This is a genomic window from Bacillus sp. V5-8f, from assembly GCF_002863565.1.
Taxonomy (GTDB): domain Bacteria; phylum Bacillota; class Bacilli; order Bacillales; family DSM-1321; genus Peribacillus.
Genome location: NZ_PGUW01000026.1, coordinates 34036 through 50378, shown reverse-complemented (window position 1 = coordinate 50378; position 16343 = coordinate 34036). Strand labels below are relative to the sequence as shown.

Below are 16343 nucleotides of genomic sequence, written 5' to 3'. Positions count from 1 at the left end.
TCTTATTTATTAATTTTCTATGAATCTATCGAAATGTAGCAGACTGCATTAAAATTAATTGTCCGAGCTCCCTCTCCATTGTAAGGATTGTTTTCTTCCACTTGTTTTTCCTCTTGGTCCAATTGAAGTCTAAACTGATTCTCATCAATTAAACAGAGGATACCGGATATTAATTGTTCGTCGCTTTCAGTTTTTACTTGTATTTCACAGCCAAGAAAAGAAAGAAGGAACAAGTGAAGCGGAATGCCAAAGAAGATATTGATTAACTCCGGACTTCGGCCAACAATTTCTCCAAAATTGAAGGTGATTTCTCGACGAATGCAAGTGTCGATGCTAAGAAGTTCCTGCTCATGCTCAAATGTTTCAGCTTGAAAATTTTCATGCTTTAAAGTGCAAATTTTTTCGAAAGGAATGAATTTTTTATGGCCAAGCGTGTTAACCTGGATAAAATTAGCTCCCGCTTCCTCTAGTATCCCTAGGATTTCTATTTCCTTATCTTGACAATCTACTACAACTTTTACAAGAGAACATCGAAGTGCCCGGAAGTGTTGTTGTAATTGTCTTTGCCTCTGTCTCTGATCGGGTTCTTCGGGTTCATTCGGGTTGCCAATTGTCCGAAGAGTATCATTGATTTCTTCTAGGCAGACCTGTAATTGATTTAACTCATCTGGAGGAAGAGGGCTGTTGGGAGAGTTAAATCGAGGTGTTGGAATTGGTTCAGGACAGACAAAAGGAGAACAGAAACGATCGTTGGGAACGTGGGCTGGTATCCGCCCAGGACAGCAAAAGCCTCTCTGGGGACATGAATTTTCCATTGAATGATGACACGGGCAATTACATTGGTTCATTTCCATTAGGGTGGTACACCTCCTTTCCTATTCCAACGGCTTGATGAAGAATTTTGAATTCAAAGGTGCCAGGAATTCATTAGGCTCACCGAACACGCGCATAATCCCCCATACACCAAGTTCAATGTCCCAACGGATAAGACCGGACCTGTACATATAGTCCCCCGGTAGGCTGCAATAGCCCCCTGCACCATACTTTAAAGCAAAATCATCTGCGTAACCGGCAATTATCTGACCATCTATGGCCGTAACCCTTGAATTAACATCGTCGTCATCATCGAGCCACTTGTGGCCATGGATCGTGAAGGAATGGCCACGTGGTTTATCTGCAGGGAATGTAAATCGTACAACGATTGGGTCGCCAGCATAGGATAAAAATAGAGGAGTTGATGGATCTCCATGGCAATAAGAACTAAATACCTTGGATATGTCTAGAACTTCAGCCAAGCGATGCTTAAACCGTTCTGCACGGTAGTTAAAAGCTCTTGAACCTTGGTCCTCAAAATCCTCAACTCTAAGATCTCCTGGATTTACTAATAATGGCTCGGGATCAATAATTAGATTTCCTTGTTTATCAACTAGTCGTATACCATCATGCATGATTAAGGCAAATTCACGAAATTCCCCAAAAGGGTGGGAAATAATTACTTGATCTCCAGATGTCGCATATTCTCTCGTCCATTGATCCAGATATCTTGAACCCCGAAATTCTGATATTAGCATTCCAAACGCACCGTGGTGGCGGTGATTGCGAATATCAGCCATATCCCAAAGGTTTGCCGAACCGAATGGTTGGTCAATATACCAACGGTAGGTGATACATTCACCAGGACCTATAGTTTGATCGAAATTATAACCGACTGTTGCACCATCGGAAAAACGAACGTCATATTCAACGAGCTGGGCATGCATAGATATCCTGCGTGATGGAGGGAAAGGAGCTTCCACCGGGACACTTGGATACCCATGAATCACTTCATTATAAAAAGGACCAAATAGTTGATTATGAAGACGTACTTCAATACATTCGCCAACATTTCCTCGTATTATGAGTGGTTGTGGATTAAGTTCACCACATAAGATTTTTGGCACATCATCCGCTAGTGCAAAGACAATACCGAACGGGTCATGATCACCATAATCGTTATAAATAATGGGAGTTTGCAGGGCAACCACATCATAATGACGGATTGGTGCCCCTGGCGGACTTGGTTCCCCTGGGAATGGTGCCATGGGAGGAGGTGAGCCTGTTTTACAAGGTAATGGTTTTGTTCTAGGCGGTGGGCATGGCTGGTCAGGCAACGGTAGAAGATGGGGCACCTTTTCTTTAAATGTTCGAATTAATCCCCAGTTTCCAATCCATATATCATCGAGGGTTCCAAAATGGTAAAGCATATCAAAGTCGCCTTCGCCATCAATAAAGGTTTCAAACGTAAACGATTCGGCTATCCCGATATGCTGTTGCTGCGTTAATTCTGAATCCAGGTCCCCTCTTTCACGATGCCAACGTTGGCGGTGAAGGTTAAAACTATGGGATTCCTCATGGGCGCCTTGAATTAAACGAATTCTAACTGGATCGCCATTATATGTTTCGAGTAGAGGGGTGACTGGATCTCCATGTACCCAAGAGCTGAATACATAGGCAGGGTCGTAATCAGGTTTTGCTAGCCGGAATTGCAAGGGTTCATTGCGATAATTAATTCCAAAGACCCCCGGGTCGTCAGGTGAACCTGGAAATGGTGGTGGATTTAGCGGTACCCCGTTTGCATCAAACAGCATGGCAAAATCATGGACAAACAAGTGGAATTCTCGGAAATCAGGGATTAGTGGGTTGATAATCATCGCTTGGGTTCCTGATTCTACTTCTTGCCCTGTGTGCGGGTCTAAGAATTTTGAAAATCTTGCTTGTACATTAATAGCAGCAAATACCCCATGTTCTTGATGTTGATTTGCAAATAAATGGTCGTGCCAGAAGGTTGCCTTTAATTCTACGTCAGCGAACCACTGATAAGTGATGGTTTCTCCAGGTAATATTCCTGAGTTATAATTCCAGCCAACATTAGCACCATCCGCAACAAGTGGATCAAATTTAACAAAATGTACGTGCATTCCGGCCTCATAGGTACGAGTGGCGAGTTGGAAGGCATTCCCACCTAAAACTTCAGGGAGCTTATTGGTGAAATGAAGACGAACACATTCTCCGGCATTCACACGAATCACCAGCGGTTCCGGCGGTTTTCTTCCTGCCAATATATCTTCTTCGTCTTTTGCTAATACATACAGCCGTCCTTCCGGATCGTGCCAGCCTTCTTTATTATAGACAATCGGCATCTGTATCAAGGAAATATCAAACTCACGAACGGGTGCATCTGGCGGACATGGATTGGTAAATACCGCCCCCGGTACAGCATTAGGGTGAAAGGCATTTTTCTCTAACACCGTTACTTCTCGGTCTCCAACAAGTGGAGGTCTTGGAGCTTTGCACCCTACAATCCCAGGAATAAAGTTTGGAAACCCTGGTTTTTCCGGAGTTGGTTTTGGAGGGAGCGGCTGGGTGGGCAATGGCTGTAGTGCGGCAATTGGAACTCCATTTGGATAGCACTGACTTCCATCCTGTAAGGTATCAAAATTCCGTTGGATTCCCCACATCCCTTCACCAAAGTGAGGGTACAGATGGCAGTGAATGATGGCATCTCCGGCAGCTCTGTGTAAACTACCAGCACCATAAAGTGGTGTAATCGTGTAATTGTTTTGAGGCGAAATGGCTTGTACGTCGATAAGTTCGGAATCTTGGTCAGTAGGCTCCTGGAGCCATTGATGTACATGATAGTGAAAGGTGTGAGTTTCTTTTACCCCGCCGTGAACAAGTCGAATCTTGATAGGATCCCCCAGATAGGCGCGAAGTATCGGGGTATCGGGATCGCCAAATACCCATGAATCATGGTGGACCTCCTCACTTTCGCAATCTGGACATACTACTCCTTCCTGAAGTAATCTAAGCCGATTACGCATAGGTTCGGATCGATAATTGATTGGGAACGTCGATTCGGGCTGCAATGTGTGGGGACTTAGGGGATTTAGCCCTGTTAAATCCTTGACTTCGGGTTCATCTGCAAAAAACCAGCCAAACTCACGGAAGGAGGGGAGGATAGGATTATGAACATCAGCAAACACACCACTATTGATCGGTTTCCCTGTAATAGGATCTGTCCACCAGGAGCCTCTTGGCTGGACAAACAAAGCCCCATATAAACCATGGACATTACTCCCTAATTCGCTTGATAAGGTGTTTCCTAGGTCTGAAAAGAAGTTTATCCCTAGTTCAGTAGCACCCCAACGATAAATAATTTGTCCACCGGAAGGAACTGTTGTATCTGGGTTTACACCGACAAAGGCACCATCTGACGTATAAACACTATATTCTGCATTTTGGATATGCATAGACGTATTAAAGGGCAACTGATTTTCATATAGTATTTCAATATCATCGCCGAAGTTTGCACGGATAACGAGTGGTTGAACAAGGTCTACCGGCATGAAAGGATTGGCGGCTACTTGAGCTTTCACATAATCTTCGTTTTCTTTTAGTACATACATCATACCATCAGGGTCGTGATCTCCGAATTTATTAAAAACAATCCTGATGGGGATTGCTACAATATGAAACTTTCTTAACATCAATCTCCTCCTCCTTTAGCAAAAGCCTTCCTTTAGATTTGGAATTTTATGTTTCCCATCTTCAATGAAAAATACTTCTATTTGATCTAGATGAATTCGAAACACTTCCTCATCTAATTCGGATATATTGGTTGCCTCTACTTTAATTATGACAAAATCACTAGTTACCTCTTTGATCACTCCAATAACCATAAATGGATAAGGTCCCATAAGAATAAAAGCTCGTCGTTCTTTGTTTCTTTTATACTCATAGCTCACCGCTGCTTGGCGAATTGCATTAACACCGCATTCGTGCGAGAGCCCCATTTCTTGAAGAAATTTTTCTCTTGCTTCACTGTTCTTTGTCATATTTTCACCTCTATCATTAAGGTTAGACTAATGGGAGACGTCTTTGTGGATCAAATGGAGTAAACCAGGCGATTCTTTCAAATGGAAAGCTAAGGGGAGTCGGAAACTTATAAAATGGGGCATTATGCATTTTGATGATCACTGGATCTAAAGTAAGAAAGCCATTTGTCACCTTTGCTACCCTACCTGTAAAAATGGGACGAAATGTTTGTCCTAAAAGATTTAATTGATCCCGGTCTGTTACTAGCAAGATTTCTGTTTCAAGTAAATCCTCAAATAACTCGTTCTCGGGAATTAATGGGAAACTGTCTGTATTCATTTTGTTACCTTCCTCCTGTAACTTATTTATAGTCCTATTTTATGGTTTAATCTTGGACATGATTGTGCTTTTGACGAAAATTTAGATTTAACCAAAAAAACCGCACTTGTTGTGCGGTTGCAGACTGTAGACAAACTCGATGAAAATCGAGTTTGCCTACAGTCTTTTTGTGTGCCAGGCATGTTCATTAACTAGGCGGTGCAAGTCCGCTATGGGCGTTGGGATATGCGAACCATTAGCGGAAGGCAAGGGTGTCCGTGATGACTCGGAATCTGAAGGAAGTCCAAGGCAAATCCTCGGTCTGAGGTATACGAATCACATTTGAGGTTCCTAGCTTGGGACGGGTTTGCAAAACAAAACTAAGTCCGAAATATCCCCGCACAAACTAGGGATAAATGTGGCAGATATACGAGGTGAAAGTGAATGAACTTACCCTGGGAGGTCTCTATGCTTCCCTAAAAAGGGAACCTGTCTAGCGGATAGGCAGCTGAGCGTAGAGAAGTCAGCCGACGTCATAGTATTAACCTTACAGTTAAGAAGGTCAGAACGAAAGGAGCGACCATGTTAGAGCTTTTTACAACGGAACGAAGACACAGCCAACTGTTAGGACTTCAATTGGGGAGCATGGACGGAATCCTAGGACCTCTTTTGAAGTGTGGAGTTCTAATTGTGCAAACTCGATTACATGGAAACAATATGGAATCAAATACGGAATTAATTCGAAGAATCGTGAGTCGAGAAAATCTCAACCAAGCTTTTCTAAAGGTGAAAAGGAATAAAGGGGCCGCAGGTGTCGATGCGAAAGATATAGAACTACCCGCCTTTATTTAAAAGAGCATAGCTAACGGAGCAGCATTCCTGTAATGAAACTAGGTTTGTGAAGAAATGTACTTAAACAAACCGGTGCGTTGGATGATTTCTTATGTCACTAATGTTGCAGTTTAGTGAAAGAAGACGTTAGGTGAACCATTAACATTGATATTATTCAAGGTTATACTTATGATGGGTTGCTTTAATAAGAATATTGTATTTTTGAAAGGGATTTTTCAATGACAGCTCATTATTTTATCGCTACATTAAAACCAATTCCTGAATATCACACAAGTGAAAATAATTATCCATTTCTAAATGGTGAAGCGTATAAGGAAAGTTTGCCGTTTACCCTCCCTTATGTTTATGAACTTGGAGGTGAAGATATTGAATTTATTACATTCTTAGATTCATTTATGGAAATGGGGGATGTTGTAGAACAATATATATTTGAGGAAGGACGACTGGGTTATCCCTTATCACATAATTATCCAGAAGAGGCCAGAACAATTAATCTCTTAAAAAAAACTTACAAAGATCAATACGGTGAATATCAATTAGACTCAAAGAAATGGAAAGAAGAGCTTTCCAGACGAACTATTGCATCAAAACAAAGCGTTACCACATTCGTTAAATTTTAGTGACCTGCTGCTCTCAAGGTTAATATTGAACTAACAAGTGCAAGAATTAAAGAAAAGTAATGCATTTTGCTGCACTGCTTTTCAGCGTGTTAAAAGTACTTTCTATAAAGTTCCTGTCTTAGGCTGCCGCTTAACTGTGTGTATATCCTAGTAGTCTCACTTTTCTCATGGCCTAGTAAACTTTGGATGACTTCCAGTGGTGCACCATTATTCAATAGGTGAGCACATAAAATAAGATATAGACCAGTTGGTATAGCGTTCCATAAACCCTACGCTTTTACGAAAGGTGTAAGGCCTGTGTTATATGAAACTAAAGAAAAGGGTAAGGAGATATTACCGGAGGGAGAACATTGGCGCATTGTCAGTTTGGATCTTAGTGACTTAGATAATATAAAAGATTGGACACATGAACGAGAATGGAGATGTAAAGGGGACTTTGAATTTGATATAAGAGTAGCCAATGTGATAATCAACGATCATATTGGTTATAACGAATTTATCGAAAAGGTAATGAACAAAAATCCTGATTTATTAAAAGAAATCTCCGGAATAATTACTTTGCAACCAGTAATTAATTAAAATAGTTATTTTTATGCGCCCCACCTAAGTTGCTCGGAGGCGCATGTGTTTATTTCGAGTATTTGTTTATAAAGTCTAGAAGTTGTTGCCCTTCTGCTGTAGGAATTGTCCCTTTTCCATCACAGTTTTTACATGGGACGTTTGTGTTACCTTCTAATATTCCCCAACTATTCGTATAATAACAATTATACCGTTTTTTGAAGGGTGACGGTCGCCATAGCGTTTATTTCTAAAAAGTAAAAGTTTACTGCACAGTACAAGGATACTATGAAATGATTAAAAGTGTTACCGCTTTAGCAAAGTAAATTTGTGAACTATTGTACTTATACAAACGGGAGCGAGAGTTGAACAACAAACAATATTGTTATTGTGGTAAATTAGGTCTTTTGTTGTATAAAAAGGATAGATGTATACAGGTGATCATCCTGTACATTTATCCTTTTTCTTTTACACCTATAAAATGTGTGACATTCTAATCAAGTATTTAGTTCTAAGATATCTTTTGTTGGCAATTGAACGACCATTTGCCAACAAAATTCTATAAAGTATAATATGAGGATAGAAAAATACAGCAAAAGGAAGAACTCTTTATTATTTTTAAACAAAAGTCACCAGTCCCTTTTATAGTTGAAAAAGATCAAGTTAAATAGTAAGTCGAACTTCTTAACAGGAGGGGAAAGATGAAAATTTATGTGGATGCAGATGCTTGTCCGGTGAAAGATATTATTATTTCTGAAGCAAGCGATTTTGAAATTCAGGTTATCCTTGTTACAAGCTTTTCTCATTTTTCTAATGCAGAACAGCCATTAGGAGTGAAAACCATTTATGTTGATTCTGGAGCAGATGCTGCAGATTATCGGATTGTGAAGTTAGTGGAAAAAGGAGATATTATCGTTACGCAAGATTATGGTCTTGCGTCACTAGGTTTAGCAAAAGGAATTATCGTCCTCCACCATAAAGGATTTAGATATACAAATGAAAATATTGACCAATTATTACAAACACGTTATTTAAGTGCAATGGCTAGAAAAGGCGGACAGCGAACAAAGGGACCAAAGCCTTTTACAGCAGAAGACCGGGAGCAATTTAGGGATCTTTTTAAACAGGTTATTTCTGTTAAAAATTAGGCTAAACTCAGAGATTTAGAAAGGAGATAAATATTTTGAAGTATTTAAAATCGCAAATGCAACAACTAATTAAGGAGAATAAAGAACTGCATACACGCTTTAAAGAACTAAAGGCTGAGCATGGTCTTGAAAAAAACAATGCCCTCAAGGCCTTGTACCATTCAGAAGTTGCGGATGGAGGAAAGTATCAGGTAGCTTACCAAGCACTTGATCAGCCCAAAAAGTGACTCTTATATCTTATTTACACTTACTGAAAATTCTGTTATAAATGCTGGGTGATATAAGTGGATTAAGTTATTGACCAAAATATGAAGTAGGTTGCTGGGTAGTACATGGTTACTATTCAATAGATAAACGATATTCTACAATCGGGCGCTTTTATAAAGTAACTAAAGCCTAATTCCTCCTTATGAAACCGAGAAATTAGGCACGTTGTAAATATGCATTTTCCTGACGTTAGCCCTACCAAAATAGTGAATTAGTGGAGTCTTTTGTTAGAAATTGGAAAAATGTGGCGAATTATTTTCAAATAATGGTACAAATTCTATTGGCCGTAATCAAAATATACTAAACGCCCCATTTTTTTCGAATAATCTTTAACTTAATCGTTTTCTTGTAATAAGAATATGTAGTCCCTACGGTTGTCAAATAAAGGTCAAAATGAGCGGGTTTTGGTAAGAAAAGGGGAATTAGGAGAATACAAGATAGATATTCAATTGGATCAATTGCCAAAAGAGTTCAGTCACTTATCGGATAAAATGGTGCATAATCCAAAATGCATATCAGGATATTCACAGATTGATCATATCGTTATTACTCCATATGGCATATTTGTTATCGAAACTAAAAATTATCAGGATACTATTTACGGAGCAAAGAATCGGAAAGAGTGATCAGGTAACGGTAAGTTTAAAATGATGAATCCGTTTATGCAAAATCATGGCCATATCAAAGCGTTGTTGAGCTTGATCGATGGTAAATTTAGCGCATTTCGTATCAATCGTATCCTTTACGAAAAGATGTACCTTTAAAGTGGATTTAGAAATGAGAAAGATTTCTTCCAATGAGTTGATTGTTTACGATGTGGAGTTATCCGATTTCCTTCACAGAAAGGTTTCTGTTCTTAATTTACAAAATAATACTCCACTCATTACTGAACAAGAAATTGAACCATCTTTGCGATAATCCAAAAGGCTAACATAACAGAGCCTGAACTAAGAGAAACACACAATGTAGCCCTTCAAAACAATAAAGAACAGCAGCAAAACAGTATCCACAGCAGGCCCAAGTGTGCTACCTGTAATGAACCTGTGTCTGAGAAGGTTGCTGCTTTTGGTCTATCTAATAAGAAGTTTCAAGGTAAGGTCTATTGCTTTAATCACCAAAAGACAATTTAGTTGACGTGAAGTGATCGAACAGGGCAGATATTTTGGTAATACATACTTATAAACTGAAACAAAAAAACGGAGCATCACATCAGAATACTGCTCCTTTCTGCCTTTTGGAATTAATAATACATATGGGCGATCATACTTCAGTGACCCAGTAACAATTACCAGCCGTCCTGTCCCTTGTATTTATTAGCTTTTTCTCGATTTTCTTTTGCTTAGTCTTTAGTCCAATATGCTTTTTCTGTGTTTCCTTTTTGTGAATACCTGTCGGTTTTAGGTCAAAGCGATCTACTCTGGGGTTACACATGTCTTCTTTGTTTTTAAAGAATTCCATATGATCCTGCCTCCTTTATTTTTGTTTACCCGTATTAAAGACAATGAACAAACAGTTTATTCAAAAAAAATTTATGTCTATAAATGAAAACCCCAGTCATTACTGGGCAAGAAATCTAGATATTACACAACTGTATTTAACGCCTAAATATTGGTATAATGCCTTAGAGATAACTGGAGGAATTTATTAATATTTTAGTTTAATAACATAGTGGGCATGGGGAATAACCCTGAAGGAATGAAGGTGACAAAATGGAGAATAAAAAGGCTATCGTGGACGTAATCAGGGATGCGATTAACGACTCTGTTTTCTGCTATGCAAATAAAGCAGGGCAAGGATTTGTTGAAAAAGCTAAATGCCAATGTTATGTGGAAGGTAAAAAATGCTGTGATGCTTATTTTGAACAAATGGAGTTTCACGCTTTATTCAATGAGTTGGTTAAGAAAGGTATGTCTAGAGCAGAAATCTTTGCGGAAGTTGAAAATGTATATCAATGGAAAGATACATCTTGGATTCAATATAACGTGAATAAGTAATCCTTGAAGGGTTCAACAGGGTATTATTTTCTTTTCTGTTTAGATTGACTTAATTTAAATTAATTTAATTGGATATCCTGCAAATGCTAATTTAAGCATGTACAAAAATGATTGCATAATTTTCTGCATTTTTGACACTTGGCTTATTACAACTTTACTGGAGTGGCGGGCATGATAGCCTTGATAGGCTAACCAGCCCTTGATACGGCTGGCGTTTTGGAGTTATAGTCATGCCCGTAGAGGCTCCATGTCAAGTTGTAAGCAATTAACCATATCCGACTGTTGAAAGTAATAAAATCAAATATGTACTTCCTTATACGAGCAAAAATGTACATTTTTATATTCACATTTACAGATATCGCTTAGATAATTTTCTACCTGAGATTATATGTGGAGATAATTGTCTTCGTGTAACCATTCACACAAATGAATTTAACCCAATGGGCTCCTGTTAGTGGTCTGCCATTATTACCCGCGCCTAAAACGTGATCGAGAAAAAGAATGCTATATAGCATAGCTGGAAAGTTATTCTGCAACTATATTGTCTAATTTTTCATGTTAGTTTAAACTTTCAGTAAAAGTTCTAACTAAAAAGGGGTTTTTGGTTTTGTGGTTTAAACAACTGGCTGATAGCAATCAACTGGACTTAGAATCAGGTACATATGCTGACATTGAAGGAAAGGCCATATTCAATACATACAGGACACGTCGTTATTTTTTGGAAAAGCGTTGGGCAGAAGAAGGCACAGTCCTTACTGCCATTATGATGAATCCGAGCAGTGCATCTCATGATGAGACAGATGATTCTGTTGACCAATTAATAGATCTTGCAAAAAATCAAGGTTGTTATGCATTACATGTTGTAAACATTTCTAGTATTATTGATGGAACAAGCAACAATTTAAATAATGCTCATTTTGCTTATGAAATGATTAATTGGAATTTTATATCAACAGCGATGACAGAGGCGAATGTTATTTTTCTCGGTTGGGGAATGAAGGGCCAATTAGGTATGCTTGGACATCAAAGTTATAATTCTAACTTAGTAAATGCTTTTCAAAATGTATCAAGTAAAATATATTGCTATGATGTGTTGAAATCAACCAATAAAAAATTTATTAAAAGACCTGTATATTATGTACCTCATCCACGACCACAAACTGACAAAGAAAAGTATCGTGATGTTCCAATACGTCAGATAACAGATCTTGAATTTATCCAGTTATTTTTCAGATGACTCTCATAAAAAAATAAGAACTAAAAAAGCATGTCTGGTTATTCATCTCCAAACATGCTTTTTACATATTTGAGATAGCTATCAAACTTATAAAATTGTTCATATATAATAAAATTAAAGTTTATATATCCGCATTACATATAAAAAATGTGCCGCCATTAATCGAACAATCGACGCATTGGAACACCAATTCTATTCTGTAATGTTATACATAACTTTAAATGCTTTTTCGACCTCTTCATCGTCTAAAAGTTGCAGTTGAACCGAGCGGATCAAAACGTCATTCCAAGGTAAATGCCGTCCTCCGCCTGCCCTTACACCATTTTGGTGGTCATACGTTAAATAGGGGTTTGGATACGGCGAAACACTATTCTCATCTTTTAATGCAGATGTTAAATCCGCTATTTGATTATCATTCAGTCCATACCCCAAACCTGTAGAAATCGCTTTGAATATTTTTTTCATAACTAGGGAGTCAATAGCGGTATCCTCTGTTATAGCATTGATATAAATATATTGTAATTTTCCTTCTATTTCATTGAATTCAACATTCGAGTCATGAACAAAATCCAAATACGTTCCCTTATGATATGTTGACACCAGAATATAAACGCCAGTCTCCCCATTTTCTATCTCAAAATCTTCTAGGCTTGTCGGTTGTGAGAATCCCGATTTGGTTGTTTCTATGGAAGCTGCAGGGAATTCCTGTTTTAAAGCTTCAATAACCGGCTGGGGGGGCATTAATTTCTGCCTAAATTCATTTTCATTAAAGCTTTCTTTCAGCTTTTTATGTTTCCTTTCAGTAGTTATAAAATCCGTTAAGGACGTATACCCGTTAATCATGCCAATTAGGATGAATACGAATAAAAATGCAAATAAGTTTAATATGAAAGAACTTCTATTCCTGCGTCTTGACACTCTATAATGACTCCTTACTTTATTCTTCTTTTCTTATCGGATAACGTACAATGATTGTATAGATGATTCAGAAATAAGTTGGGGTAAAGGTAGGACTTTCTCCCAACCCAATCAAAGCATTGGGCAAATACGATATGACAAGAAAGGTAGATGCCAAGGATCATTTTGATGAGTAATTTAATTTCATAAGTGGTTTAACTAAGCATTAAATTTGTTAATTTATTCATGCTAAGAAACTTTATTCAGGGAGTACAGCCTGTTTATGGAAGGATTAATTTAGTAAAAGAAGAATCCACATTAAAATAAAAAAAGGTGAACAGCTTTGTTCACCTTTGTTATATCAGTTGTATAGCAGCAATAAATTAGAATGAGCTACCACTATTTGTATAATGATTTCAATAATGATGCTTTAAATAGATGTTACAAAACTTTTCTATAAACTGTTGCTGATATTTCGTTAATGCATCCTCAGGGCTTCTTATGGATTTTAGGAGAAACCTCAGAAGAAATGACGGAATTTGTGAAAAAAGAGTTAGAAAAAATGAATTCTAAAGAAGAAAATGGACAATAGAAATGTACAAGGAGGCTTTTGCCTCTTTTTTTATGTGATTAAGTAATCAACTATAGACTACCTACACTTAAAAAGTTACATTAAAGATAACAAGCTTAATTCCATTCAAATAACCATGAAAATTAACATAGAGACAAGGACGTGGCAAAATGAATTCCCTTTTGATGGTAGCAAAATACTTAACTGATAACTCTGAAACATTAGCTAAAAAAATCGTTGATGATATTCTTCGAAGATTAGGTGTCGATTTTCCCGAAGCAGAGAAAAAGTATTATTATGATGTTTATATTGAATTTATAGAACTATTGGCTGAAGCTATTACGTTAGGTGAAGATAGAGTGCCACAGCGTTTTATAGAAATGAGCAAAGAAAACGGAGAGCGACAAGCAGCTCTAAAAGGAAATATTTCAGGAATGATAGGACGCTATCCTTCTATTCGTTTAGGCTTTATAGAACAAATGACTAAAATTGCAATAGAACATAAGCTTTCCGTAGAAGATACAGTGACTTTAAATAAAACAGTTAGTCATATGCTTGACATCAGTGTTACAGAAACAATACTTGCCTTCGAACGTGAAAAAGATACTGTGCTCGATAAAAGAGAAAGAGAAATAAACAAACAGCAAAAAGCCATCAATGAATTATCAGCTCCAATTGTTCCAATTCAAGACGGGATTGCTATTCTCCCATTGATTGGAGAAGTAGATTCTTATAGGGTTGAATATTTCTTGAATAAGGTTTTACCTGATATTCCTCGATTAAATATTAAGTATCTTATTATTGATTTCTCTGGTATTGTGACCATCGATACAAACGTTGCAAGCCATTTGTTTAGGGTTCATGATATTCTTCGTTTGTTAGGAATACATGTAGTTTTTACTGGCATTCGCCCTGATTTAGCAACACAAGTTATTAACGGTGGCATCGATTTTTCAATGATTGAGACATATGCAAATGTCATGAAAGCCATAGAAAACATGAAGAATCGGTTTTAACAATCGAAAATAAAAGGGGATATCAATGTGAAAATTTTGAGGTTCTTCAAAGATATTTTGAAAAATAATGAATCTCAACCAGAGGAACCTAAAGCAGTTAATAACCAAGCAGAAAATCAAATACCTAACAAGTTTAACCAACCAACTACAACAAAGCCGAATAAAGCCGTTATTAGCAAGCCTATTCAAGATGATAAATATAAAGCACACTATGAAGCTTTCGATAAATGGTTATGTCCGCACTGCGCACATCAATTCGAAAAAGAAGTGACCAGGAAAAGAAAGTGTCCTAGTTGCCAAAACACTTTGCTGGTTCGTACTCACCATGAATCTAAGAGGAAAATGATACTAAAAGAAGAGCAGCTTCCTGAATATGAAAAAGAGAGAACCAAATATTACAAAGACAAATGGATTGAAGATTTTTTCAACAAATATGGAACAACTTTGGAAGAAGAGCATTCAAAAACCGGTTCTGGTTCTCCTTACCCTTACGACATCGCATGGGGTATGTTAAATCGAGTGGCTATGGAAAGAGCAAGTGAAATGAAATTTGGTCTATATCGTAATGTTCGAATGGATATGGGTGATTTATTAAAGCAAGAGGGAAAACTCAAACATTCTCTTTTGTTCTATTTGGAAGTTTGCTTCTTAGATATTAACGGAGCAACAAACGCAACTACACACCCTGAGTTAATGAAAGAATATCCTCCATTTCGGTTAGAATCAGCGTTTTTGGCTCCAGGTATCTTGGCATATATTGAAACGTTGAGTGAAGAATTAAATCTTAGTCTAGAAGATATAAAGGAAGAGTTTATAAACCATAATAAGCGTTCCTATAAAGATAATGTTTTGGTTCCGTTATCAGCAGAAAAAGCTTGGCTCAATTTAGAAAAGGAGCTGTTGGAGAGAAAAGAAGAATTCGCTAAATAACTAAATAAAGACAAAAAAAGCTATGAATCCGATTCGCAGCTTTTTTTGTCTTTATAGAAGAAAGGAACCGCTAATCAAGAAGAAATGGATTCCCTTCTTAGGGCAATGGAAAAAACAAGGATGTTCTCATATTCCCTGATGAATTACCACTACATAAGCAACTACGTTTGAAGCGGGTATATGATGGCTTTAAATTAATTGAATTAGCTCCTATTCTTGGTATGAGTATTTCCACTCTCTCGGAAGTAGAACGGGGCGTAAAAAAACTTCCATTGAAATATACGGAACGTGTGAAACAGTATCTATATCGTGAAATGTACAACGATAAGCAAAACTGCAATTATTGAATTTTCCAAACAAACCTCAGTTCCTTTTCTTTCCCAAATTGACAGTATAAATAGTATCATTAATAACTTCAATAAAGATAAGGAAATAATAAATGAATGTAGTATTAGAGTACATCGTAAAATAGATGAGAAGAACAAACTAATTGAGGAATTGGATAAGGAAATAGAGAGAGTACATAAAGAATTAAAGGCGTTGAAAATAAAAGATGATAAAAAGCAGAAAATTTTCTCGTTTCTTAATCAGAAATATAAAAGTTATATGAAAAGATTAAAATATAATGTAACTCAGGATACGTTTATTGATGAAAATAAATATATTCCTTACCACGATGGAGCCAGTGTGTTTGATCATGAAAGCGGTGGTCTTTTAGAGTGTATGCAAATATCTTATTTGGCAGCAATACTATCTAACAGAAATAAGGGATACGCAGTTGGGCATCCTGGATTACTGTTATTAGACTCTTTAAGTAAATATTTAGGAACTATAAAGCCTGAATACCATCAAGAACAAGAGCAGGGCGAAGAACGAATAAACGACCCTGAGATGTACGAAGAAATATATAATATATTGATTGAACTAAGCTCCAATAATTAAATTATTGTCGTAGACAATACACCACCACAATTCGTCTCTAAATATACAACATATACTTTCTTTTCAGGAGAAAAAGGTTTAGTTAACATGAATGTGAATGAATTCGAAGATGTAGAAAATTAAAAGAGTAACATATAAA

The 16343-nt window shown here is 37.2% G+C and carries 18 protein-coding genes and 2 pseudogenes; 12 read left to right on the top strand and 8 right to left on the bottom strand.

Annotation, left to right across the window (positions count from 1 at the left end):
* Positions 1-17 precede the first annotated feature (17 nt).
* From CUU64_RS20630 to CUU64_RS20615, 4 genes are read right to left on the bottom strand one after another with little or no spacing between them, the layout of a single operon-like run.
* Positions 18-854, bottom strand: coding sequence for a hypothetical protein (locus CUU64_RS20630; RefSeq protein ID WP_101635557.1), 837 nt, complete (start codon positions 852-854; stop codon positions 18-20).
* Between the two features lie 21 nt (positions 855-875).
* On the bottom strand, positions 876-4526 hold the full coding sequence (locus tag CUU64_RS20625) for a multicopper oxidase domain-containing protein (RefSeq protein ID WP_101635556.1): 3651 nt from the start codon (positions 4524-4526) through the stop codon (positions 876-878).
* Between the two features lie 15 nt (positions 4527-4541).
* Positions 4542-4874 carry a hypothetical protein gene (locus CUU64_RS20620; RefSeq protein WP_101635555.1) on the bottom strand — a complete coding sequence of 111 codons (333 nt, stop codon included), beginning with the start codon at positions 4872-4874 and terminating at the stop codon, positions 4542-4544.
* A gap of 22 nt (positions 4875-4896) precedes the next feature.
* A complete protein-coding gene (locus CUU64_RS20615; protein ID WP_101635554.1) occupies positions 4897-5193 on the bottom strand; it encodes a hypothetical protein in 297 nt (98 codons plus the stop codon).
* A 669-nt stretch (positions 5194-5862) separates the two neighbouring features.
* Between CUU64_RS20615 and CUU64_RS22260 the strand changes: the two genes are divergently transcribed.
* Complete coding sequence (locus CUU64_RS22260; RefSeq protein ID WP_180954714.1) at positions 5863-6024, top strand: hypothetical protein; 162 nt, start codon at positions 5863-5865, stop codon at positions 6022-6024.
* Between the two features lie 218 nt (positions 6025-6242).
* The gene (locus CUU64_RS20605; RefSeq protein WP_101635552.1) at positions 6243-6644 is read left to right on the top strand and encodes a hypothetical protein; all 402 of its coding nucleotides are present in this window, start codon (positions 6243-6245) and stop codon (positions 6642-6644) included.
* 89 nt (positions 6645-6733) lie between these two features.
* On the opposite strand, the pseudogene CUU64_RS20600 reads toward CUU64_RS20605, so the two are convergent.
* Positions 6734-6865 (bottom strand): annotated as a pseudogene (locus CUU64_RS20600) (tyrosine-type recombinase/integrase); the annotation flags it as partial.
* Positions 6866-6941: 76 nt separating this feature from the next.
* Between CUU64_RS20600 and CUU64_RS20595 the strand changes: the two are divergent.
* The gene (locus CUU64_RS20595) at positions 6942-7223 is read left to right on the top strand and encodes a hypothetical protein (protein ID WP_101635550.1); all 282 of its coding nucleotides are present in this window, start codon (positions 6942-6944) and stop codon (positions 7221-7223) included.
* 49 nt (positions 7224-7272) lie between these two features.
* On the opposite strand, the pseudogene CUU64_RS20590 reads toward CUU64_RS20595, so the two are convergent.
* Positions 7273-7395 (bottom strand): annotated as a pseudogene (locus tag CUU64_RS20590) (hypothetical protein); the annotation flags it as partial.
* 508 nt (positions 7396-7903) lie between these two features.
* Here CUU64_RS20590 and CUU64_RS20585 point away from each other — a divergent pair.
* The 4 genes from CUU64_RS20585 (at position 7904) to CUU64_RS22830 (ending at position 9535) form a co-directional block, all read left to right on the top strand.
* Positions 7904-8350, top strand: a complete 447-nt coding sequence (locus tag CUU64_RS20585; RefSeq protein ID WP_101635549.1) for a YaiI/YqxD family protein — start codon at positions 7904-7906, stop codon at positions 8348-8350.
* 35 nt (positions 8351-8385) lie between these two features.
* The gene (locus tag CUU64_RS20580) at positions 8386-8577 is read left to right on the top strand and encodes a hypothetical protein (protein WP_048008527.1); all 192 of its coding nucleotides are present in this window, start codon (positions 8386-8388) and stop codon (positions 8575-8577) included.
* 414 nt (positions 8578-8991) lie between these two features.
* Positions 8992-9243: a nuclease-related domain-containing protein gene (locus CUU64_RS22835; protein WP_257985616.1), complete on the top strand. Its 252-nt coding sequence runs from the start codon at positions 8992-8994 to the stop codon at positions 9241-9243.
* 151 nt (positions 9244-9394) lie between these two features.
* Entirely contained in the window at positions 9395-9535 is a 141-nt protein-coding gene (locus CUU64_RS22830) for a hypothetical protein (RefSeq protein WP_257985615.1), read from the top strand.
* A gap of 342 nt (positions 9536-9877) precedes the next feature.
* Here CUU64_RS22830 and CUU64_RS20570 read toward each other — a convergent pair whose 3' ends face one another.
* Complete coding sequence (locus CUU64_RS20570; protein WP_101635548.1) at positions 9878-10075, bottom strand: hypothetical protein; 198 nt, start codon at positions 10073-10075, stop codon at positions 9878-9880.
* 251 nt (positions 10076-10326) lie between these two features.
* On the opposite strand from CUU64_RS20570, the gene CUU64_RS20565 reads away from it, so the two are divergent.
* Together CUU64_RS20565 and CUU64_RS20560 are read left to right on the top strand one after the other, a co-directional pair.
* The gene (locus CUU64_RS20565) at positions 10327-10611 is read left to right on the top strand and encodes a hypothetical protein (RefSeq protein WP_101635547.1); all 285 of its coding nucleotides are present in this window, start codon (positions 10327-10329) and stop codon (positions 10609-10611) included.
* 607 nt (positions 10612-11218) lie between these two features.
* Positions 11219-11848, top strand: a complete 630-nt coding sequence (locus tag CUU64_RS20560) for a DUF1643 domain-containing protein (protein ID WP_180954699.1) — start codon at positions 11219-11221, stop codon at positions 11846-11848.
* 192 nt (positions 11849-12040) lie between these two features.
* Here the strand turns inward: CUU64_RS20560 and CUU64_RS20555 are convergent, their stop codons facing one another.
* Complete coding sequence (locus CUU64_RS20555) at positions 12041-12766, bottom strand: hypothetical protein (protein WP_101635545.1); 726 nt, start codon at positions 12764-12766, stop codon at positions 12041-12043.
* A gap of 720 nt (positions 12767-13486) precedes the next feature.
* Here CUU64_RS20555 and CUU64_RS20550 point away from each other — a divergent pair.
* From CUU64_RS20550 to CUU64_RS20540, 3 genes are all read left to right on the top strand, one after another.
* Positions 13487-14332 carry an STAS domain-containing protein gene (locus tag CUU64_RS20550; RefSeq protein WP_101635544.1) on the top strand — a complete coding sequence of 282 codons (846 nt, stop codon included), beginning with the start codon at positions 13487-13489 and terminating at the stop codon, positions 14330-14332.
* Positions 14333-14359: 27 nt separating this feature from the next.
* Positions 14360-15262 (top strand): hypothetical protein, encoded by a 903-nt coding sequence (locus CUU64_RS20545; protein ID WP_101635543.1) that lies wholly within the window; start codon positions 14360-14362, stop codon positions 15260-15262.
* 309 nt (positions 15263-15571) lie between these two features.
* Complete coding sequence (locus CUU64_RS20540) at positions 15572-16204, top strand: hypothetical protein (RefSeq protein ID WP_101635542.1); 633 nt, start codon at positions 15572-15574, stop codon at positions 16202-16204.
* The last annotated feature ends 139 nt before the right edge of the window (positions 16205-16343 follow it).

Coding starts and splice junctions, on each gene's coding strand:
- CUU64_RS20585 (WP_101635549.1), top strand. CDS start 7,904: ATGAAAATTTATGTGGATGCAGATGCTTGTCCGGTGAAAGATATTATT.
- CUU64_RS20570 (WP_101635548.1), bottom strand. CDS start 10,075: ATGGAATTCTTTAAAAACAAAGAAGACATGTGTAACCCCAGAGTAGAT.
- CUU64_RS20630 (WP_101635557.1), bottom strand. CDS start 854: ATGGAAATGAACCAATGTAATTGCCCGTGTCATCATTCAATGGAAAAT.
- CUU64_RS20550 (WP_101635544.1), top strand. CDS start 13,487: ATGAATTCCCTTTTGATGGTAGCAAAATACTTAACTGATAACTCTGAA.
- CUU64_RS20620 (WP_101635555.1), bottom strand. CDS start 4,874: ATGACAAAGAACAGTGAAGCAAGAGAAAAATTTCTTCAAGAAATGGGG.
- CUU64_RS20625 (WP_101635556.1), bottom strand. CDS start 4,526: ATGTTAAGAAAGTTTCATATTGTAGCAATCCCCATCAGGATTGTTTTT.
- CUU64_RS20565 (WP_101635547.1), top strand. CDS start 10,327: ATGGAGAATAAAAAGGCTATCGTGGACGTAATCAGGGATGCGATTAAC.
- CUU64_RS22830 (WP_257985615.1), top strand. CDS start 9,395: ATGAGAAAGATTTCTTCCAATGAGTTGATTGTTTACGATGTGGAGTTA.
- CUU64_RS20605 (WP_101635552.1), top strand. CDS start 6,243: ATGACAGCTCATTATTTTATCGCTACATTAAAACCAATTCCTGAATAT.
- CUU64_RS20615 (WP_101635554.1), bottom strand. CDS start 5,193: ATGAATACAGACAGTTTCCCATTAATTCCCGAGAACGAGTTATTTGAG.